The organism is Pseudomonas sp. FeS53a (assembly GCF_000931385.1).
Classification (GTDB): domain Bacteria; phylum Pseudomonadota; class Gammaproteobacteria; order Pseudomonadales; family Pseudomonadaceae; genus Metapseudomonas; species Metapseudomonas otitidis.
In genome coordinates this window covers 101,650-120,780 of record NZ_JYFT01000052.1, presented here as the reverse complement: position 1 = coordinate 120,780, position 19,131 = coordinate 101,650, and the positions used below count along the sequence as shown (strand labels likewise).

Annotated in this window: 17 protein-coding genes; 8 read left to right on the top strand and 9 right to left on the bottom strand. The window is 70.9% G+C overall.

The features are described from left to right. Nucleotides 1-17: 17 nt before the first annotated feature. The 4 genes from SZ55_RS15340 to SZ55_RS15325 all read left to right on the top strand — a co-directional run bounded on the left by SZ55_RS15340 (nt 18) and on the right by SZ55_RS15325 (nt 3,448). Entirely contained in the window at nt 18-1,139 is a 1,122-nt protein-coding gene (locus SZ55_RS15340) for a muconate cycloisomerase family protein (RefSeq protein WP_044407723.1), read from the top strand. 18 nt (nt 1,140-1,157) lie between these two features. After that, entirely contained in the window at nt 1,158-1,448 is a 291-nt protein-coding gene (gene catC, locus SZ55_RS15335; RefSeq protein ID WP_044407720.1) for a muconolactone Delta-isomerase, read from the top strand. Between the two features lie 39 nt (nt 1,449-1,487). Continuing rightward, entirely contained in the window at nt 1,488-2,423 is a 936-nt protein-coding gene (catA, locus tag SZ55_RS15330; protein WP_044407716.1) for a catechol 1,2-dioxygenase, read from the top strand. Between the two features lie 116 nt (nt 2,424-2,539). After that, on the top strand, nt 2,540-3,448 hold the full coding sequence (locus SZ55_RS15325) for a LysR family transcriptional regulator (protein ID WP_044407705.1): 909 nt from the start codon (nt 2,540-2,542) through the stop codon (nt 3,446-3,448). A gap of 6 nt (nt 3,449-3,454) precedes the next feature. Here the strand turns inward: SZ55_RS15325 and SZ55_RS15320 are convergent, their stop codons facing one another. Continuing rightward, on the bottom strand, nt 3,455-4,888 hold the full coding sequence (locus tag SZ55_RS15320; RefSeq protein WP_052807613.1) for an MFS transporter: 1,434 nt from the start codon (nt 4,886-4,888) through the stop codon (nt 3,455-3,457). Between the two features lie 105 nt (nt 4,889-4,993). Here SZ55_RS15320 and SZ55_RS15315 point away from each other — a divergent pair, with 105 nt between their 5' ends. Next, nucleotides 4,994-5,809: an AraC family transcriptional regulator gene (locus SZ55_RS15315; RefSeq protein ID WP_044407703.1), complete on the top strand. Its 816-nt coding sequence runs from the start codon at nt 4,994-4,996 to the stop codon at nt 5,807-5,809. A 90-nt stretch (nt 5,810-5,899) separates the two neighbouring features. Then, nucleotides 5,900-7,048, top strand: coding sequence for a DUF1624 domain-containing protein (locus SZ55_RS15310; RefSeq protein WP_044407700.1), 1,149 nt, complete (start codon nt 5,900-5,902; stop codon nt 7,046-7,048). On the opposite strand, the gene SZ55_RS15305 is transcribed toward SZ55_RS15310, so the two are convergent. Together SZ55_RS15305 and SZ55_RS15300 are read right to left on the bottom strand one after the other, a co-directional pair. Further along, complete coding sequence (locus tag SZ55_RS15305; RefSeq protein WP_044407697.1) at nt 7,045-8,700, bottom strand: phosphoethanolamine transferase; 1,656 nt, start codon at nt 8,698-8,700, stop codon at nt 7,045-7,047. The two genes, SZ55_RS15310 and SZ55_RS15305, sit on opposite strands and share 4 nt — an antisense overlap. Further along, nucleotides 8,700-8,966, bottom strand: coding sequence for a PepSY domain-containing protein (locus SZ55_RS15300; RefSeq protein WP_044407694.1), 267 nt, complete (start codon nt 8,964-8,966; stop codon nt 8,700-8,702). Before SZ55_RS15300 ends, SZ55_RS15305 begins: the two co-directional genes overlap by 1 nt. A 146-nt stretch (nt 8,967-9,112) precedes the next feature. Between SZ55_RS15300 and SZ55_RS15295 the strand changes: the two genes are divergently transcribed. Together SZ55_RS15295 and SZ55_RS15290 are read left to right on the top strand one after the other, a co-directional pair. Continuing rightward, nucleotides 9,113-9,778, top strand: coding sequence for a response regulator (locus SZ55_RS15295; RefSeq protein WP_044407692.1), 666 nt, complete (start codon nt 9,113-9,115; stop codon nt 9,776-9,778). Continuing rightward, complete coding sequence (locus SZ55_RS15290; RefSeq protein WP_044407681.1) at nt 9,775-11,178, top strand: ATP-binding protein; 1,404 nt, start codon at nt 9,775-9,777, stop codon at nt 11,176-11,178. The genes SZ55_RS15295 and SZ55_RS15290 overlap by 4 nt, the downstream gene beginning before the upstream one ends. A 3-nt stretch (nt 11,179-11,181) precedes the next feature. On the opposite strand, the gene SZ55_RS15285 is transcribed toward SZ55_RS15290, so the two are convergent. From SZ55_RS15285 to nirB, 6 genes are all read right to left on the bottom strand, one after another. Further along, on the bottom strand, nt 11,182-12,000 hold the full coding sequence (locus SZ55_RS15285) for a hypothetical protein (protein WP_044407677.1): 819 nt from the start codon (nt 11,998-12,000) through the stop codon (nt 11,182-11,184). Between the two features lie 70 nt (nt 12,001-12,070). Continuing rightward, the gene (locus SZ55_RS15280) at nt 12,071-12,589 is read right to left on the bottom strand and encodes a hypothetical protein (protein ID WP_044407672.1); all 519 of its coding nucleotides are present in this window, start codon (nt 12,587-12,589) and stop codon (nt 12,071-12,073) included. 92 nt (nt 12,590-12,681) lie between these two features. Next, nucleotides 12,682-13,419, bottom strand: coding sequence for a uroporphyrinogen-III C-methyltransferase (gene cobA / locus SZ55_RS15275; RefSeq protein WP_044407669.1), 738 nt, complete (start codon nt 13,417-13,419; stop codon nt 12,682-12,684). An 11-nt stretch (nt 13,420-13,430) separates the two neighbouring features. Continuing rightward, nucleotides 13,431-16,130, bottom strand: coding sequence for a nitrate reductase (locus SZ55_RS15270; protein ID WP_044407666.1), 2,700 nt, complete (start codon nt 16,128-16,130; stop codon nt 13,431-13,433). Between the two features lie 17 nt (nt 16,131-16,147). Further along, nucleotides 16,148-16,471: a nitrite reductase small subunit NirD gene (nirD, locus tag SZ55_RS15265; protein WP_044407664.1), complete on the bottom strand. Its 324-nt coding sequence runs from the start codon at nt 16,469-16,471 to the stop codon at nt 16,148-16,150. Between the two features lie 41 nt (nt 16,472-16,512). Then, nucleotides 16,513-18,963, bottom strand: coding sequence for a nitrite reductase large subunit NirB (gene nirB, locus SZ55_RS15260; protein WP_044407662.1), 2,451 nt, complete (start codon nt 18,961-18,963; stop codon nt 16,513-16,515). Nucleotides 18,964-19,131: the final 168 nt, after the last annotated feature.

Here is a 19,131-nt window from a genome sequence, read left to right as displayed (position 1 = left end):
GCCACGGAAGCACACCCATGAGCACCCCCCTGATCGAACGGCTGGACACCTGCATCGTCGACCTGCCGACCATCCGCCCGCACAAGCTGGCCATGCACACCCTGCAGCGGCAGACCCTGGTGATCCTGCGCCTGCGCTGCAGCGACGGCGTCGAGGGCATCGGCGAGTCCACCACCATTGGCGGGCTGTCCTACGGCTACGAGAGCCCGGAAGGGATGAAGGCCAATATCGACGCGCACCTGGCCCCGGCACTGATCGGCCAGCCGGCGGACAACATCAACGCCGCCATGCAGCGCCTGGACCGGGTGGCCAAGGGCAACACCTTCGCCAAGTCCGGCATCGAGACGGCCCTGCTGGACGCCCAGGGCAAGCGCCTCGGGCTGCCGGTCAGCGAACTGCTCGGCGGCCGCGTGCGCGAGGGCCTGGAAGTGGCCTGGACGCTGGCCAGCGGCGACACCGGCCGCGACATCGAGGAGGCCGAGCGCATGCTCGACCTGCGTCGCCACCGCCTGTTCAAGCTGAAGATCGGCGCCAACCCCCTGGAGCAGGACCTGGCCCACGCGGTGGCCATCAAGCGCGCCCTGGGCGACCGCGCCAGCGTGCGCGTGGACGTCAACCAGCACTGGGACGAGTCCCAGGCGATCCGCGGTTGCCGGGTGCTCGGCGAGCACGGCATCGACCTCATCGAGCAGCCGATCCCGCGTTACAACCGCAGCGGCCAGGTGCGCCTGAACCGCTCCAGCCCGGCGCCGATCATGGCGGACGAGTCCATCGAGAGCGTCGAGGATGCCTTCAGCCTCGCCGCCGAGGGCGCCGCCAGCGTGTTCGCCCTGAAGATCGCCAAGAACGGCGGCCCCCGCGCCGTGCTGCGCACCGCCCAGATCGCCGAGGCGGCGGGCGTGGCGCTCTACGGCGGCACCATGCTCGAAGGCGCCATCGGCACCCTGGCGTCCGCCCACGCCTTCCTCACCCTGCGCCAGCTGACCTGGGGCACCGAGCTGTTCGGGCCGCTGCTGCTGACCGAGGAGATCGTCACCGAGCCCCCCGTCTACCGTGACTTCCAGCTGCAGGTGCCGCGTACCCCCGGCATCGGCCTGACCCTTGACGAGGAACGCCTGGCGCGCTTCCGCCGTTCCTGACCCCGGAGGACCCCGACCATGCTGTTTCACGTGAAGATGACCGTCCGCCTGCCCGCCGGCATGGACCCGGAGCGGGCCGCCCGGCTCAAGGCCGACGAGAAGGCCCTGGCCCAGCGCCTGCAGCGCGAGGGCACCTGGCGCCACCTCTGGCGCATCGCCGGGCACTACGCCAACTACAGCGTGTTCGACGTGCCCAGCGTCGAAGCGCTGCACGACACCCTGATGCAACTGCCGCTGTTTCCCTACATGGACATCGAGATCGACGGACTCTGCCGCCACCCCTCGTCGATCCATGATGACGACCGCTGAGCCCCGAACGCCCTGAACAAGAACAATGAGGTGACCCCCATGACCGTGAAGATTTCCCAGACTGCCGAACTCCAGCGTTTCTTCGAACAGGCGGCCGGTTTCGGCAACGACGCCGGCAACCCGCGCCTCAAGCGCATCGTCCAGCGGGTGCTGGAGGATGGCGCCCGGCTGATCGAGGAGCTGGCCATCACCGATGACGAGTTCTGGAAGGCCGTCGATTACCTCAACCGCCTGGGCGCCCGTGGCGAGGCCGGCCTGCTGGTGGCAGGGCTGGGCCTGGAGCGCTTCCTCGACATGCTGCAGGACGCCCGCGACGCCGAGGCCGGGCGTACCGGCGGCACCCCGCGCACCATCGAAGGCCCGCTCTATGTGGCCGGGGCGCCGCTGAGCGAGGGCTTCGCGCGGCTGGACGACGGCAGCGAAGACGGCGTGGGCATCCCGCTGTTCCTCGAAGGCACGGTGCGCGACACCGACGGCCGCCCGTTGGCCGGCGCGGTGGTGGACCTGTGGCACGCCAACACCAAGGGCCTGTATTCCTACTTCGACTCCAGCCAGTCCGAGTACAACCTGCGCCGCCGCATCGTCACCGACGCCGAGGGGCGCTACCGCGCCCGCAGCATCATCCCCTCCGGCTATGGCTGCGACCCCCAGGGCCCGACCCAGGAATGCCTCGACGGCCTCGGCCGGCACGGCCAGCGCCCCGCGCACATCCACTTCTTCATCTCTGCCGGCGGCCACCGCCACCTGACCACCCAGATCAACCTCGCCGGGGACCGCTACCTGTGGGACGACTTCGCCTACGCCACCCGCGAAGGGCTGGTGGGCGAGGTGACCCACCTGTCCAGCGGCAGCGCCCACGGCGTGGAAGGCCCCTGCGCCGAGTTGCAGTTCGACTTCGTGCTGCAGCCGGCCAGCCACAATCAGGACGAGCAGCGCAGCCAGCGCCCCCGCGCCCTGCAGGTGCCGGGCGCCTGAGCCTCGGGCACGCCCCGGTCGCGGTGACCGGGGCGTGCCGTCAAGGCACATCCGTGCAAGCCAGGCGGGCGGGCCCATGCTTGAATAGCCCGCTCAGCCACTGCCCGGATGCGCCCATGAACCGCAACGACCTCCGCCGCGTCGACATGAACCTGCTGGTGATCTTCGAAGCCCTGATGCTCGAACCCAACCTCACCCGGGTCGGCGAGAAGCTGTTCCTTTCCCAGTCCACCGTCAGCGCCGCCCTGGCACGCCTGCGCGATCTGTTCGACGACCCGCTGCTGATCCGCAGCGGCCGGGGCATGGTGCCCACGAGCCGGGCCCAGGAGATCTTCGCCGAGCTGCGCCCGGCCATGGACGTGATCTCCGCCGCCGTCAGCCGGGCCAAGAGCTTCGACCCCGCCACCAGCACCAACGTGTTCCGCCTCGGGCTTTCCGACGACGCCGAGTTCGGCCTGTTCCCCGCGCTGCTCAACGCCCTCCAGGAGGAGGCACCGAACATCGTGGTGGTGGTGCGCCGGGCCAACTTCCTGCTGATGCCGGCGCTGCTCGCCTCGGGGGAGATCACCGTCGGCGTCAGCTACACCACCGACCTGCCGGCCAACGCCAAGCGCCGCAAGCTGCGCGACATCGGCGTCAAGGTGCTGCGCGGCGACGAGCGTCCCGGCCCGCTGACCCTGGACGACTACTGCGCCCGCCGCCATGTGATGGTGTCGTTCTCCGGCGACCTCTCCGGCAACATCGACCAGGACCTGGCGCGCATCGGTCGCAGCCGCCAGGTGGTGCTCGCGGTACCCCAGTTCGGCAGCCTGCGGGCGCTGCTGCGGGGCACCGAGATGATCGCCACGGTGCCGGACTACGCCGCCTGCACCCTGGTGGACGACGGCAGCCTGCGTGCCGACGACGCCCCCTTCGAGGTGGACAAGGCCGAGCTGTCCATGGTCTGGAGCGGCGCCCACGACAACGACCCCGCCGAGCGCTGGCTGCGCGAGCGCATCCACCAGTTCATGTCCCGCGAACTCTGAGCCGGATCAGCCTGCACGGCGCAGGCCCAGGGCGAGGAGGGCGGTCAGCAGGCTGACCCCGGCGATGGCGACGAAGGCCGCGTGGTAGCCCGCCAGGGTTGCCGCCCCGGCATCCAGCCCGGCGGCCAGTGCCTGGGCGCTGGTGTGATGGGCCAGGCTGACGAATACCGCGATCCCCAGTGCGCCGCCCAGCTGCCGCGAGGTGTTGAGCAGGCCGGAGGCCAGCGCCGTGTCCGCCGGGGCGATCCCGGCGATGGCTGCGTGCACCGCCGTGGCCAGCATCAGTCCGACCCCGGTGCCCAGCAGCAGGGTCGGGCCCGCCACATGGCGCAGCAGGTCCACCTCCTTCGGCAGCCAGGCCAGCCCGAGAAAGCCCAGCGCCGCCAGCACCCCGCCGAGGCTGGGCAGGTGGCGTATTCCCTTTGCGGCGAGCCAGCGGGCACCCAGGGCGGCGCTGGCGATGGCCAGGCAGGTCGGCAGCATGGCAAGGCCGGTGTCGCGGGCGCCCAGGCCGGCCACCTCGTGCAGCGCCAGGGCCAGGAAATACAGCGATGCGGTGAGGGTCGCGCCCAGGCTCAGCAGCAACAGGTTGCCCAGCGCCACGTTGCGCTGGCGGAACAGACCCAGGCGCACCAGCGGCTCGCGCACCCGCGCCTCGATGATCAGGAAGGCCACGCCCAGCAGCGCCGCCAGGCCCAGCGCCAGCAGCACCCTCGGCGCGCCCCAGCCCAGGCCGACGCTGCTCACCAGGGCGTAGATCAGGGCGCTGGCGGCGCCGGTGACGGTCAGCGCACCGCCCACGTCCAGCGGCTTGGGGTTCGTCGGCAAGCCGGGCGCCAGGGTGCTTGAGGCGAGCACGAACAGGCCGATGCCCAGGGGCACGTTGACGAACATCACCCAGCGCCAGCTGGCGTAGGCGGTGAGCAGGCCACCCAGCAGCACGCCGAAGGCCGCCGCCAGCGAACCGGAGGCGGTCCACAGGGCGATGGCGCGGTCCCGCCGGGCGCCCGGTGCATGGGCGCCGACGATCACCGACAGGGTCGAGGTGGCCAGCACCGCCGCTCCCGCACCCTGGAAGGCCCGCGCCGCCACCAGCAGCGCCGGGTCCTGGGCCAGGCCGCCGACCAGGCTGGCCAGGCTGAACAGCGCCAGGCCGGCGCGCAGCACCCGGCGCCGGCCGAGGCGGTCGGCCAGCCGTGCGGCCAGCAGCATCAGCCCGCCCAGGGCCACCAGGTAGGCGTCCACCACCCACTGGCGACTGGCGGCATCCAGCCCCAGGTCCCGCGCCATGGCGGGGAGGGCGACGTTCACGATGGCGCCGTCCATCACCACCATGAAGGAGGCCAGGCAGGCGATCAGGGTGGCGAGCCAGAGGGGCGCGCCGGGGTTGAGCAGGGCCGTGGGCGCGGGCGCCCGCTGGCCGGTGGCGAGGGTGTTCATCGGCATCTCCTGATGAGTCCGGGAATCCGGGGTTCGCCATCAGGATCGGGGCGAGGGCGCTTGTTCCGATAACCGCATCCGGACAAGCTATGTTGCAAACCTGCCATGCCGGAGATCGCCACTATCACTGAAGCCGACCTGACGGACCTGCTCGGCGGTCCGCTGCTCATCGCCCTGCGCGGCGGCCACGAGCCCGACCACGTCTTCCGCCTGGGCAACAAGGAAACCGACTGGCACCGCCACCGGCGCGGGCAGCTCACCTGCGTCGAGACCGGCCTGGTGCACGTGCGCACCGCCCAGGGCTCCTGGGTGCTGCCGCCGTATCGCGCCGCCTGGATGCCGCCAGGGGTGCCCCACTGGGCGAGCCTGAGCGGCGTGCTGTCCGGGTGGAGCGTGCTGATCGAACCTTCGGCCTGCGCGCGGTTGCCGGCCCATCCCCAGGTGATGGGCGTGGGCGAGGTGATGCGCGCGCTGGTGAGCCGCGCGGCCAGCTGGAACCCCCGCGAGGCGCTGACCCCCGAGCGCGAGCGGCTGGTGCAGGTGCTGCTGGACGAGATCGTCGCCGCGCCCACCGAGCCGCTCCACCTGCCGATGCCCACCGACCGCCGGGTGCTGCCCATCGCCCGTGGGCTGCTGGCCAACCTGGCGGACACCCGCAGCCTAGAGGCCTGGGCCGAAACCGCCGGGCTGTCGCCGCGCACCGCCCGGCGCCTGTTCATCGCCGAGACCGGCATGGCCTTCGCCGAGTGGCGGCAGCAGGCGCGGCTGGTGCACGCCCTGGAGCGCCTGGCCCAGGGCGACCCGGTGGCGGTGGTGGCCGATGCCCTGGGCTACGCCTCGCCGAGCAACTTCATCGCCATGTTCCGCAAGGCCTTCGGGCAGACACCGGCGCGCTATTTCGTCGAACGGCCGGACGGCTGAAGGCCGGGCAGATGTGGATGGGATGAGTTCTCGCTTGGCACGGATTGCGCTGAAACGTAATCTTATTACGTTTCAAAACAGAGCCCGCCCATGCCCCTCAAGCCCCACACCCGCCTGCACTCCATCGACGCCCTGCGGGGCCTCGTCATCCTCTTCATGCTGCTGGACCACGTCCGCGAGACCTTCTACCTGCACCACCAGGTGGGGGACCCGATGGACGTGGCCGGCACCGACCCGGCGCTGTTCCTCTGCCGCACCCTGGCGCACCTCTGTGCCCCGGTGTTCATCCTGCTGACCGGGTTGTCCGCCTACCTGTACGGCGAGAAGCACGACGGACGCGGAGCGGTGTCGGCCTTCCTGTTCAAGCGCGGGCTGTTCCTGGTGGTGCTGGAGCTCACCCTGGTCAACTTCGCCTGGACCTTCCAGTGGCCGCCCAGCGTGATGTATCTGCAGGTGATCTGGGCCATCGGCCTGAGCATGCTGGCGCTCTCCGCGCTGGTCTGGCTGCCGCGCCCGGCGCTGGTGGCCCTCGGGCTGCTGCTGGTGGCTGGGCACAACCTGCTGGATGGCGTGCATGCCGAGCCCGGCACCTGGGCGCACATCCCCTGGGCGGTGCTGCATGACCGGAGCTGGATCGAACTGGGCGAGGGCCTGCGCCTGCGCACCTCCTACCCGGTGCTGCCGTGGATCGGCGTGATCGCCCTGGGCTATGCCCTGGGGCCCTGGTTCGGCCGGGGCAGCCAGGCGGAGACGCGCCAGCACCGGCTGTGGGTGACGGGCGCGGCATGCCTGCTGCTCTTCGTGCTGCTGCGCCTGGTGAACGGCTACGGCGAACGGCCCTGGGCGCCAGGCGCCGACCTGACCCACACGCTGATGGCCTTCTTCAACATCACCAAGTACCCGCCGTCGCTGCTGTTCCTGGCCCTCACCCTGGGGCTCGGCCTGTGGCTGCTGCGGGCCTTCGAGCGCATCGGCCAGGCGCGCCTGGTGCCGCTGCTGGCCACCTTCGGCGCCGCGCCGATGTTTTTCTACCTGCTGCACCTCTACGTGCTGAAGCTGCTCTACCTGGCGTGCCTGGCCATCTTCGGCGCCAACCAGGGCACGCTGTTCGGCTTCGACGGCACCTGGGCGCTGTGGCTGGCCAGCGCGGTGCTGGCGGTGGCGCTGTTCCCGCCGGTGCGCGCCTTCGCCCGGTTGAAGGCGCGGCGGCGCGACCTTGCCTGGCTGAAGTACTTCTAGCCGGGCGAGCAGGCGCCTTCGTCGGGGCGTTTCAGCAGCAGGCTGAGCTGCTTCGGCGGCTGGTGCACCAGGCCGTCGTCCGACTCGCAGACGCGCTGGATGAAGTTGTCGGTGAACAGCAGCTTGCCGTGCACGAAGTGCTCGCCAGGCCGCAGGTTGGGGTTGTCGATCCGGGTGCCGAGGCGCGCCGCCAGCCAGGTGCCGGCTTCGTAGTGGCTGATCCAGCGTTCGCTGGCCAGCTGCTGCAGCGGTGCCTCCGGCGCTTCGCGGGCGATGACGATCACCGGCACGTCGCTAACCTCCGGCACCAGGTCGTTGTGGCCCCAGTGGCCGTCCTCGCCCAGGCGCTGGCCGTGGTCACCGGTGATCACCAGGTAGCGCTCGCCTTCGAGCCGGTCGAACGCCTCCAGCACCTCACCCAATAGCTCGTCCAGGTAGTGGATGGCGTTGTCGTAGGCGTTGGCCTGGTCGGCGGCGCTTTGGTCCGGCCAGGGTGCGACGCGGGCCTCGTGGCGGTAGTTGTTTGCGTAGGGCAGGTGCGCGGTGCGCAGGTTGAGCACCACGAAGTTGCGCGGCCCCCAGTGCTGCTGGGCCAGCAGCTCGAGCAGGGTGCGGTCCTGGCGCTGGAGGAAGCGCAGCGGGTGGTCCTCGCGGGTGATCGACACGTCCAGGTAGCGGCTGCCCAGGTGCGCCAGCAGCTTGGACTCCTGGGACGAGATCCAGTGGGTGCGGAAGCCGGCTTCCCGGGCGAAGCGGAACAGGTTGACCTGGCCGGTGCGCAGCAGCGGGTCCTGGCCGGGTTCGCGGATGGGGTTGAGCAGGTACGGCAGGCTCACGTCGGTGGCTACGCCGGCCGCCACGCCAGGGCGCAGCAGGGCGTCGGGGTGGTCGCGCAGGTAGGCCTGCAGGCGCGGGGTGGTGTCGCGGTCGTAGCCGAACACGCCGAGCCGGTCGCTGCGCAGGGAGTCCGCCACCACCAGCCACACATGCCTGGCGCCGCTGGGCACGGCGCTCAGGCCGTAGGGCTGGAAGGGCGCCGGGGGCAGTTGCGCGTCCTCGCGCAGGGCCAGGCGCACCGCCCAGGCGGAGAAGGCGTTCAGGCTGTTGTGCAGGCCGCTGCGGGCCGGGCTGGGGACGAAGGCGTCGAGGTTGCGGTAGGTGGCGCGGTAGGGCTTGGACAGCAGCACCACGGCGATCAGCAGCAGCGCCCAGCGGCTCGAAGGCAGGCCCAGGGCCGGGCGCACCTTCAGGTGCAGGAGCAGCAGCGCCGTGTAGGGCAGGCCGACGCACACCAGCACCGGCCAGTGCTGGGTGAAGCTGTACAGCGCGGTGTCGCGCACCTCGGCCGAGTCGTTGAGCAGGGCCTGGATGTCGATGGCGCTCAGCGGTTCGCCGAAGAAGCTGATGTTGGCCAGCTGCATCACCTGCATCAGCGCGAACAGCAGCAGGATGCCCGCCACCAGCAGCCGTTGGCCGCAGAGCCAGAGGGCGGCGCTGAACAGCCAGAGCACCGCCACGTAGCCCAGCTCCAGCTCGGCTCGGTTGCTGGGGGTGAACTGCTGCTGGAGGAGGTCATCCGCCAGCAGCAGGCTGCAGCTCAGAGTGGCGAGCGCCGGCAGGGCCAGCCAGCGGCGCGTCGTCGGGCTGAGCATCAGTCTTTGACCTCGGTCTTCACGGCCTTGCCGCTCACCGGGTCGTGGTAGATCTCCACCTTGCGGCGGTCCTTGTCGTAGCCATAGATCTCGTAGCAGTTGCCGTCGGTGACCTTGAACTTGCGGATCTCGTAGCCCTGCTCGCGCAGGCCGGCCTGGAAGCGCTCCGGGTCCTGCCAGGTACTGCGCTCGGCTTCGGTGCAGGTGGGGCCGGCAACGGCACTGGCGCTGGCCAGCAACAGGGTGGGAAGCAGCAGGTATCGCATGGGTGGGGCTCCTTTTCAGTAAGGGGCCCACCTTGTGGCGCGAAGCTTAACGAAGGCTTAGGGGGTAATGGCGCGTTACATTTGCCGGCTTTCCAAGCCGCAGCGAATTCCCATCATGGCCGCCACCGAACGATGGAGAGCGCCCCATGCGCGTGCTGCTGGTCGAAGATGATGCCGCCCTGGCCCAGGGCATTCGCGTGGCCCTGCGCAAGGAGGGTTACACCCTCGACTGGGTGGCTGACGGCGTGGAGGCCGGCCATGCCTTGCGCAGCGAGGCCTTCGACCTGGTGCTGCTGGACCTGGGCCTGCCGCGCCAGGATGGCCTCACCCTGCTGCGCCAGCTGCGCAGCCGGCCGGAGACCCAGGTGCCGGTGCTGGTGCTCACCGCCCGCGACGGCAAGGCCGACCGCATCCAGGGGCTGGATGCCGGCGCCGACGACTATCTGGTCAAGCCGGTGGACCTGGACGAACTCAAGGCTCGCATCCGCGCCCTGCTGCGCCGTTGCCAGGGGCGAGCGCAGCCGCTGCTGGAGCATGCCGGCGTCAGCCTCGATCCGGCGACCCAGGAGGTGCGCTACCACGGGCAGACGGTGGCGATGACGCCCATGGAGTACCAGCTGCTGCACCAGTTGCTGGTGCGCCCTGGGGCGGTGGTCACCCGTGAGCGCCTCAGCCACACCCTCTACGGCTGGAACGAGAGCGGCCCCGGCAACACCCTGGAAGTGCTGATCCACAACCTGCGCAAGAAGCTCGACAGCGGTCTGATCCGCACTGTGCGCGGGGTCGGTTACCTGGTGGAGCGCGCGCCATGATCGCCATTCGCACCCGCATCCTCGCGCCGACCCTGGCGCTGTTCCTGATCGGCAGCCTGGTGCTGGGCTTGCTGGCGGTGCGTGACAGCCACCGGGAAATCGAAGGCATCTACGACGCCCAGCTGCTGCAGACCGCCCGCCTGCTGCAGGGCGTGCTGCGGCAGCCGGGCCTGGAGCGCGCCGACTGGGCGAGCCTGCGCCAGGCGCTGGACCAGGCCATGGAGCGCTCCGCAGAAGGCGTGCTGACCCACCCCTACGAGATCGACGTGGCCTTCCAGATCTGGTCCCGCGATGGCCGGCTGCTGCTGCGTTCCGACGACGCCCCGGCGCTGGAGAAACCCCCGGCGGTGGGCGTGCAGGACTTCATCGTCGACGGCCACGAATGGTGCGGTGTACTGCTGGACGACGCCGAGCAGGGCCTGCTGATCTGGGTCGGCGAGCGCGACGACCTGCGCCAGGACCTGATCCAGCGCATCGTCCAGCATGCCTTGCTGCCCAGCCTGGTGGGGCTGCCGCTGCTGGCCCTGGTGATCTGGCAACTGCTGGGCTGGGGCCTGCGCCCGCTGCAGCGCCTGGCGCGGCAACTGCGCGCCCGCCCGGTGGACAGCCTGGAACCCCTGGCACGCGGCCCGCTGCCGCCCGAGCTGGAGCCGGTGCGCAGCGCCCTGGACCGCCTGCTGCAGCAACTGCGCAACCTGCTGGAGCGCGAGCGGCGCTTCATCGCCGATGCCGCCCACGAGCTGCGCACGCCCCTGGCCATTCTCGACATCCACGCCCGCAACGCCCGTCAGGCCGACAACGACCAGGAGCGTGACGAGGCCCTGGCCTTCCTCCAGCAGGGCGTGGGCCGCGCCACCCGCATCGCCAGCCAGCTGCTCACCATGGCCCGCCTGGAGCCGGAGATCGACACCCGGCAGCCCGTGGACCTGCCGGCCCTGGTGCGCGAGGAGCTGGCGGAGCTGACGCCGCTGGCCCTGCGCCAGGACGTGGAACTGGTGCTGGAAGGGGAGCCCGCGTGCCCGGTGCAGGGCGAGGAAGCCTCGCTGTCGATCCTGCTGCAGAACCTCATCAGCAATGCCCTGACCTTCACCCCGCCTGGCAGCGAGGTGCGGGTGCAGGTGGACGCCCTCGGCCAGGGCGTGCGCCTGCGGGTGCTGGACCAGGGGCCGGGGGCCAGCGAGGCCGAACTGGCGCGCCTCTGCGACCGCTTCTACAGCGCCGGCAATCCCCAGGGTGCGGGCCTGGGGCTGGCCATCGTGGAGATGATCAGCCGTCGCCTCGGCGCTTCGCTTCGCTTGAGCAACCGCGCCGAGGGCGGCTTCTGCGTGGAGTTGTTGTTCCCGCTATTGGGCGGCGCGCGGCCGGGAGCCCCGCTGGAGGGGCTGGCCGGGCGTCGCTGAGGCTCAGTCGACGCTCAGGGTGCCCCAGAAGGTGTCGGTGGACGAATAGGGGTAGGTCTTGCCGTCGTATTGCAGGGTCTTCTTCACCGTGCGCAGCGGCTTGTCGTCGTCGTCGCTCACCTGGGCGGAGAGGATCAGGTCGGCGAACCCGTGGCTGCTCTTCGGGCCGATGGCCAGGGTCATCCGCGCGTGCTCGGAGCGGAAGCGGTCGTTGTTCACGCAACTGGTGCCCTGCACGGTGATCCACTCCCGCAGGTAGCCGGTGAACACCGGGCGCAGGGTGGCGGCCTCGCCGGGAACGAACAGCGTCAGCTCGTCGAACATCCCCGCGTCCGGACAACTGGGCCCACGGGCCTGGCTGCTGATCACCACGCCGAAGGCACGCACGTCCTTGGCCAGGCGGTAGCGCGCGGTGTCCAGCCAGAGGCTGTCGGCGCTGATCTCCAGCAGGGCGTCTTCTTCCAGGTTGCCTTCGTGGCGCTCGAGGATACGCCCGCTGGCGCTGTCCACCCGTGCCACCAGCAGGTGCAGCAGGCGTTCACCGGGCGTGCTACCGCTGGCGTCGCTGTCGTAGGCCAGGGCCACCACGCTCTGCCGGGCGTCGTCCGGCCAGCGCTTGCAGGCGGCGGCCACCAGCGGGCCTTCGCTGTCGTAGCTCGGCTGTTGCCAGCCCTTCTGGCCCAGTTGCTGGGCGATGCCGTTCAGCAACGCGGGTTCACAGGGCTGTGCATCGCGGGCCCAGGCGGGGTTGGCCAGGCTGGTGGCGGCCGCCAGCAGCCAGGGCAGGGCGCGGAACAGGGGGCGATGGAGGCGACGGTCCATGTGCGGGTGTCCTGAATGGAGAGAAGGGCGGGCATTCTAGCGCCCGGCGGGGCTTGGCGGCGTAAGCCGGTCAGCCGTCGAACACCTGGCAGCCGAAGTAGAACGTCCCGGGCGGCGACGTGCTGTCGGTGCCGACGAAGAAGGCATCCGGGAAGGGGGTGTCGTCGGAGGCCTGGCCGACCTCCTTGCGGTACTGCCCGCGTCCCCAGCCGCTGGTGGCCAGGTCCTCCTTGGGCACGGGCTGCACGCCGGTCCTGCCGACGAAGGCCGCCTGGTCGCCGGTGGCTTGCGTGTAGAACACCGCGCCGCTGTCGCCCCGGTACCAGAGGGTGCTGATCGGCACGCCCAGCACCTCGACCGGTTGCGGCAGGTGGTACTCCAGGTCGATCAGGCCGTCTTCGTCGTGGTCCACGGCGACGATGCCGTTGGCCTTGAACAGCGCCTTCACCGCGTCGTCGCGGGCATCCAACGGGGCCTGCTGGCAGGTCAGCGCCTTCTCCAGCGCACCGGCCACCTGGGCATCCAGCGCGAAGGCGGGTGAGCTGGCCCAGAGCAGGGCGAAGAGGGCAATGGGATTCCTGGGCTTCACGGGACGGTCTCCTTGACGGTCAGCGGGCGGGCATTCTAGCGCGCCCATGGCCGCGTACCGTGATGCGCTGGGCGCTTCCGCAACCGCCCCCGTCAGGCACTCAGGGGCAGGGCGCTGACCGCCGCCTCGGCCGCCACCTCGCCGATCACCAGGATCGCCGGGCTGCTCAGGCGGAAGGCGCTGGCGTCCTGCAACAGGGTGGCCAGGGTGCTGCGGCGCTCGCGCTGTTCCGGGAGCGAGGCGTTTTCGATCATCGCCAGCGGCATGCCCGGCGCCATGCCGCCGGCGAGCAGCCCGGCCTGCAAGGCGGCCAGCCGGGCGACGCCCATGTACACCACCAGGGTGGTGCCGCTGGCGGCCAGGGCGGCCCACTCCGGCTCGCTGTCGTCCTGGGTGTGGGCGGTGACCAGGGTCACGCCACGGCTGACGCCCCGAAGCGTGAGCGGGATGCCGCAGGCGGTGGCGCCGGCCAGCCCGGCGGTGATGCCGTTGACCAGTTCGCAGTCCACGCCGCGCTCCGCCAGCCAGGCGGCTTCCTCGCCGCCGCGCCCGAAGATGCACGGGTCGCCGCCCTTGAGCCGCACCACGCAGCGTCCCTGGCGGGCGTAGCGCAGCATCAGGCGGTGGATGAAGGCCTGTGGCGTGGAGCGGCAGCCGCCGCGCTTGCCCACCCGCACCACCCGTGCGCCGGGGCAGTGCACGAGCAGGGCTGGGTTCACCAGATCGTCGATCATCACCACGTCGGCCGCGCCCAGTACGCGGGCGGCCTTCAGGGTCAGCAGTTCGGGGTCACCGGGGCCCGCGCCCACCAGCCAGACCTTGCCGTTCATGTGCAACCTCCTCAGGCGCTTGCCCGTTGTGGCGCCGCCAGCAGGCGGCGGATTTCCGGTACGCAGGAGCCGCAGCGGGTGCCGCAACCGAGCTCCTCCTTCAGGCCCGCCAGGTCCAGCCCCCGGGCGATGCCGGCCAGCACCGCCGGCTGGCTGACGTTCATGCAGGTGCACAGGGTGCGCGTGGCGGCGGGGGTGCCGCTGGGCGGTGTGCTCAGGGGCGCCAGCAGCCAGCGGCGCAGGCTTTGGTCGGCGCGGCCTTCCTGCCAGAGGCCCTTGAGCCAGTCCCGCGCGGCCGTTTCGCCCGCGAGGCGCAGGGCGGTGATGCGGCCGCCCTCGATGCGCACCCGCTTGCCCACCGCGCGGCGCGGGTCGTCGTAGGCCAGCACCGGGCCGTCCAGCAGCCCCAGGGCCTGGTCGATGCGCTGCAGCAACGTCGGATCGGGGGCCTCGCCGTGGGCAGCGCGGATCACCAGGGCGCCGCGCTCGTGGCCGCTGGGCACCAGGCTGGCGTAGGCAAAGGCGTCGCAGAGCGGGCGCAGGGTGGTGAAGGCGGCCTGCAGGTCGCCCTCCACCAGGGCGAACAGCTGCCAGGGCAGCGCCACCGGCTCCACCTCCACACAGGCGTGCTTGAGCTCCGGCTGGCGCGACAGCGGGTCCCGCGCCGGGCTGGTCAGGCGGTTGCTGCCCAGCCCGGAAAGGAAGCGGTCGCCCCAGTGCATCGGCAGGAAGGCCTGGCCGGGGCGCAGCGCCTCGTCGGTGACGGCAGGCAGCAGCAGTTCGCCCCGGCGGCTGCGCACCCGCACCAATTGGCCGTCGACGAGCCGGCGCCGGCGCATGTCCTCCGGGTGCAGGCCGAGTTGCGGCCCGTCCACATGGCCGAACAGCCGGGGCAGGGTGCCGGTGCGGCTCATGCCGTGCCACTGGTCGCGCAGGCGCCCGGTGTTGAGCACCAGCGGGTAGCGCGCATCGCGGCGCTCCACCGGCGGCCGGTAGGCCTCGGTGATGAAGCGGGCGCGGCCAGTGGCGGTGGCGAAGCGCCGGTCGCCGTACAGGCGCGGCGTGTCGGCCTGGGCTCCAGTGGGAAAGGGCCACTGCTGGGGGCCGAGGCGCTCCAGCAGGGCGTGGGAGAGGCCGCTGAGGTCCAGGTCGCGGCCGGCGGTCAGCCCCTTGTATTCGTCGAACAGCGCTGCCGGGCCGTCGAAGTCGAACAGGCTCGGCTGGCCGGGACGCAGGCGGCGCTCCAGGCGGCGGGCGAAATCGCAGGCGATGGCCCAGTCGGGACGCGCCTCGCCGGGCGCCGGGACGGCCTGGCGCACACGGCTGATGCGCCGTTCGGAGTTGGTCACGGTGCCGTCCTTCTCGCCCCAGCTGGCGGCGGGCAGCAGCAGGTCGGCATGGCGGCAGGTCTCGGTGGTGGCGAAGGCCTCCTGCACCACTACGAAGGGACAGGCGGCCAGGGCCTCGTGCACCTGTGCCTGGTCCGGCAGGGACTGGGCCGGGTTGGTGCAGACGATCCACAGCGCGCGGATGCGCCCCTCGCGCACTGCTTCGAACAGCTCCAGGGCGGCCAGCCCCGGTGCTTCCGGCAGGGCCGGCACGCCCCAGTAGGCGGCCACCTCGTGCCGGTGCCCGGCATCGGCCGCTTCCCGGTGGCCGGGCAGCAGGTTGCTCAGGCTGCCGGTTTCGCGGCCGCCCATGGCGTTGGGCTGGCCGGTGAGGGAGAAGGGCCCGGCGCCCGGCCGGCCGATCTGCCCGGTGGCCAGGTGCAGGTTGATCAGCGCGCTGTTCTTGGCGCTGCCGGCGCTGGACTGGTTGAGCCCCATGCACCACAGCGAGAGCAGGCGGGGCGTGCGTCCGATCCATTCGGCGCAGCGCTGCAGGTCGGCCGCGTCGATGCCGCAGGTCTGCGCCACCTGCGCCGGCCCGTAGTCGCGCACCAGCGCCTTGAGGGCGTCGAAGCCCTCGGTGTGCGCGGCGATGAAGCCGTGGTCCACCCAGCCTTCCCACAGCAGGAGGTGCAGCAGCCCGTGGAACAGCGCCACGTCGGTGCCGGGGAGGATCGCCAGGTGCAGGTCGGCCAGCTCGCAGGTATCGGTGCGTCGGGGGTCGATGACGATCACCTTCATCTCGGGGCGCTGCGCCTTGGCTGCCTCCAGGCGCCGGAACAGCACCGGGTGGGCGAAGGCCATGTTGCTGCCGACGATCAGCACGCAGTCGGCCTGTTCGATGTCCTCGTAGGAACAGGGCGGGGCGTCGGCGCCCAGGCTGCGCTTGTAGCCGACCACCGCCGAGGACATGCACAGCCGCGAGTTGCTGTCGATGTTGTGGGTGCCCACCAGGGCCCGGGCCAGCTTGTTGAAGGCGTAGTAGTCCTCAGTCAGCAACTGGCCGGAGACGTAGAACGCCACGCTGTCCGGCCCGTGCTCGGCGAGGGTGGTGGCGAAGCGCTCGGCGGCGTGCTCCAGGGCGGTGTCCCAGTCGGTGGCGCTGCGTGCCAGGCCCTTGGCCAGGCGCAGCTCCGGCCGCAGGGCGCGGGCGGCCGGGTCGCCGCTGAGGTGCAGGCTGGAGCCCTTGCTGCACAGGCGACCGAAATTGGCCGGGTGGGCCGGGTCGCCGGCGACCCCGAGGATGCGCGCGCCGTCGTGTTCGATCAGCACCCCGCAGCCGACGCCGCAGTAACAGCAGGTGGTGGCGGTGGTCCGGGTCATGGGCGGTCCTCGTCGGGTCAGGCGCAGGCAGTGCTGCGCAGGGCCAGCAGCACGCGGCCGCCTTCCACCCGCACCGGGTGCCGGTGGGCGCAGCCCTGGTCCGGGGCCACCGCCTCGCCGGAGGCGAGTTCGATGTGCCAGGCGTGCAGCGGGCAGGCCACGCGCTTGCCGTAGACCAGCCCCTGGGACAGCGGGCCGCCCTTGTGCGGGCAGCGGTCGTCGAGGGCGAAGACTTCGTCTTCGGCGGTGCGGAACACGGCGATGTCGCCGTCGGGGCCGGCGACGATGCGCGAGCCCAGCGGGTTGATCTCGTCCAGGGCACAGATGTCGAGCCAGTTCATGGGGCGTTCTCCAGGTCGGGTCGGGTGGGCGGCACGACGCCTCAGGCGTCGGCCAGTGCCTTCACGGGGATGCGTTGGAATTCCTTCTTCAGGGCCGGTTCGGCGATGCGCGCCTGCCACGGGTCCTGTTCGAAGGACAGGGCGTATTGCAGGCGCTGGTTGAGGGCGCGGCGGTTGTCGGCGTTCTCCAGCACCGCCTGGCGGATGTGCGCCATGCCCACCCGCTGCAGGTAGTGCACGGTGCGTTCGAGGTAGAAGGCTTCCTCGCGGTAGAGCTGGAGGAAGGCGCCGCTGTATTCGCGCACCTCGTCGGCGGTCTTGAGCTTGACGAAGAACTCCGCCACTTCGGTGCGGATTCCGCCGTTGCCGCCGATGTACAGCTCCCAGCCGGAGTCCACGCCGATGATGCCGATGTCCTTGATGCCGGCCTCGGCGCAATTGCGCGGGCAGCCGGAGACGGCCAGCTTGACCTTGTGCGGCGACCACATGTTGAACAGGTCGTGCTCCAGGTCGATGCCCAACTGGGTGGAGTTCTGCGTGCCGAAGCGGCAGAACTCGCTGCCGACGCAGGTCTTCACCGTGCGGATGGACTTGCCGTAGGCGTGGCCGGAGGGCATGTCCAGGTCCTTCCAGACGCCGGGCAGGTCCTCCTTGCGAATGCCCAGCAGGTCGATGCGCTGGCCGCCGGTGACCTTGACCATGGGCACCTGGTACTTGTCCGCCACGTCGGCGATGCGGCGCAGCTCGGCGGCGCTGGTGACGCCGCCCCACATGCGCGGTACCACCGAGTAGGTGCCGTCCTTCTGGATGTTGGCGTGGGCGCGCTCGTTGATCAGGCGCGACTGCGGGTCGTCGTGGGCCTCGCCCGGCCAGGTGGAGATCAGGTAGTAGTTCAGCGCCGGGCGGCAGGTGGCGCAGCCGTCCGGTGTGTTCCAGCCCAGCGCGGCCATGGTCTGGCCGAGGTGGGTCAGGTGCTGCTCGCGGATGGCCGCGCGCACCTGGCCATGGTTCAGCTCGGTGCAGCCGCACACGGCCTTTTCGCTCTTGGGCTTCACATCCGCTGCGCCGCCGACGGTGCTGATGAGGATCTGCTCCACCAGCGGTGCGCAGGAGCCGCAGGAGCTGGCGGCCTTGGTGTGCTTCTTCACCTCGTCGACGCTGAACAGGCCGTTGGCCTGTATGGCTTTGACAATGGTGCCCTTGCACACGCCGTTGCAGCCGCACACCTCGGCGCTGTCGGGCATGCTCGCAGCGCTGCTCTGGCCCTGGTGGCCGACGTCGCCCAGGGCGCTCTCGCCGAACATCAGGTGGTCGCGGATACCACTGATGTCGGCGCCCTCGCGCACCTGACGGAAGTACCAGCCGCCGTCGGCGGTGTCGCCATAGAGGCAGGCGCCCACCAGCACGTCGTCCTTGATGACGAGCTTCTTGTAGACCCCGCCGATGGGGTCGGACAGGGTGATGGTCTCGGTGCCGTCGCCACCCATGAAGTCCCCGGCGGAGAACAGGTCGATGCCGGTGACCTTGAGCTTGGTGGAGGTCACCGAGCCCTGGTAGCGGGCGAAGCCGAGCATGGCCAGGTGGTTGGCGCAGACCCGCGCCTGTTCGAACAGCGGCGCCACCAGGCCGTAGGCGATGCCCCGGTGGTTGGCGCATTCGCCGACGGCGTACACGCGCGGGTCGTAGGTCTGCAGGGTGTCGTTGACCAGGATGCCGCGGTTGCATGGCAGGCCCGCGCGCTCGGCCAGTTCGGTGTTGGGGCGGATGCCGGCGGCCATCACCACCAGGTCGGCCGGGACCACCTCGCCACCCTTGAACTGCACGGCGCAGACGCGGCCCTCGCCGTTGTCCATCAGCTCGTCGGTGACGGTGTTGAGGCGGAAGTGGATGCCTCGCGCCTCTAGCGCGCTCTGCAGCAGCTTGCCGGCGGTGCGGTCGAGCTGGCGCTCCAGCAGCCAGTCGGCCAGGTGCACCACGGTGACGTCCATGCCGCGCTGCTTGAGGCCGTTGGCCGCCTCCAGGCCGAGCAGGCCGCCGCCGATCACCACGGCGTGGCTGTGACGCTGGGCGGCGTCGATCATGGCCTGGGTGTCGGCGATGTCGCGGTAGCCGATCACACCCGCCAGGCGGTTGCCCGGCACCGGCAGGATGAAGGGGTTGGAGCCGGTGGCGATCACCAGGCGGTCGTATTCGGCCTGGGTGCCGTCGTCGGCGGTGACCACTCGGCGGCGCCGGTCGATGGCCACCACCTTGCGGTTGAGCAGCAGCTGGATGCGCTGCTCGGCGTACCAGTTGAGGTCGTTGAGGACGATGTCCTCGAAGGCCTGTTCGCCCGCCAGCACCGGCGACAGCAGGATGCGGTTGTAGTTGGGGTGCGGTTCGGCGCCGAACAGGGTGATGTCGTAGAGGTCGGGGGCGAGCTTGAGCAGCTCTTCGAGGGTGCGCACTCCGGCCATGCCGTTGCCGATCATCACCAGCTTGAGTTTCTTCATGCGGAAGGCTCCTGCATAAAAATCCGGGCAAACAAAAAAGGCGTCCCGCTGTTGCCAGCAGGACGCCTTTGTCCAGGTCCCGTTCGATCGGGAAGGGCGCCCGCTCGCCGTTGAGCAGGGGCCTGTGAATGTGTCGAAACCTCTCTAGCAGGCAGCGTGCCAACCCGT

Excerpts from the sequence above, each read along its gene's own strand:
- SZ55_RS15270 (WP_044407666.1), bottom strand. The coding sequence starts at position 16,130 with ATGACCCGGACCACCGCCACCACCTGCTGTTACTGCGGCGTCGGCTGC.
- SZ55_RS15290 (WP_044407681.1), top strand. The coding sequence starts at position 9,775 with ATGATCGCCATTCGCACCCGCATCCTCGCGCCGACCCTGGCGCTGTTC.
- SZ55_RS15310 (WP_044407700.1), top strand. The coding sequence starts at position 5,900 with ATGCCCCTCAAGCCCCACACCCGCCTGCACTCCATCGACGCCCTGCGG.
- SZ55_RS15305 (WP_044407697.1), bottom strand. The coding sequence starts at position 8,700 with ATGCTCAGCCCGACGACGCGCCGCTGGCTGGCCCTGCCGGCGCTCGCC.
- SZ55_RS15285 (WP_044407677.1), bottom strand. The coding sequence starts at position 12,000 with ATGGACCGTCGCCTCCATCGCCCCCTGTTCCGCGCCCTGCCCTGGCTG.
- SZ55_RS15300 (WP_044407694.1), bottom strand. The coding sequence starts at position 8,966 with ATGCGATACCTGCTGCTTCCCACCCTGTTGCTGGCCAGCGCCAGTGCC.
- nirB (WP_044407662.1), bottom strand. The coding sequence starts at position 18,963 with ATGAAGAAACTCAAGCTGGTGATGATCGGCAACGGCATGGCCGGAGTG.
- SZ55_RS15320 (WP_052807613.1), bottom strand. The coding sequence starts at position 4,888 with ATGAACACCCTCGCCACCGGCCAGCGGGCGCCCGCGCCCACGGCCCTG.
- SZ55_RS15315 (WP_044407703.1), top strand. The coding sequence starts at position 4,994 with ATGCCGGAGATCGCCACTATCACTGAAGCCGACCTGACGGACCTGCTC.
- cobA (WP_044407669.1), bottom strand. The coding sequence starts at position 13,419 with ATGAACGGCAAGGTCTGGCTGGTGGGCGCGGGCCCCGGTGACCCCGAA.
- SZ55_RS15295 (WP_044407692.1), top strand. The coding sequence starts at position 9,113 with ATGCGCGTGCTGCTGGTCGAAGATGATGCCGCCCTGGCCCAGGGCATT.
- catA (WP_044407716.1), top strand. The coding sequence starts at position 1,488 with ATGACCGTGAAGATTTCCCAGACTGCCGAACTCCAGCGTTTCTTCGAA.
- SZ55_RS15325 (WP_044407705.1), top strand. The coding sequence starts at position 2,540 with ATGAACCGCAACGACCTCCGCCGCGTCGACATGAACCTGCTGGTGATC.
- SZ55_RS15340 (WP_044407723.1), top strand. The coding sequence starts at position 18 with ATGAGCACCCCCCTGATCGAACGGCTGGACACCTGCATCGTCGACCTG.
- nirD (WP_044407664.1), bottom strand. The coding sequence starts at position 16,471 with ATGAACTGGCTCGACATCTGTGCCCTGGACGAGATCAACCCGCTGGGC.
- catC (WP_044407720.1), top strand. The coding sequence starts at position 1,158 with ATGCTGTTTCACGTGAAGATGACCGTCCGCCTGCCCGCCGGCATGGAC.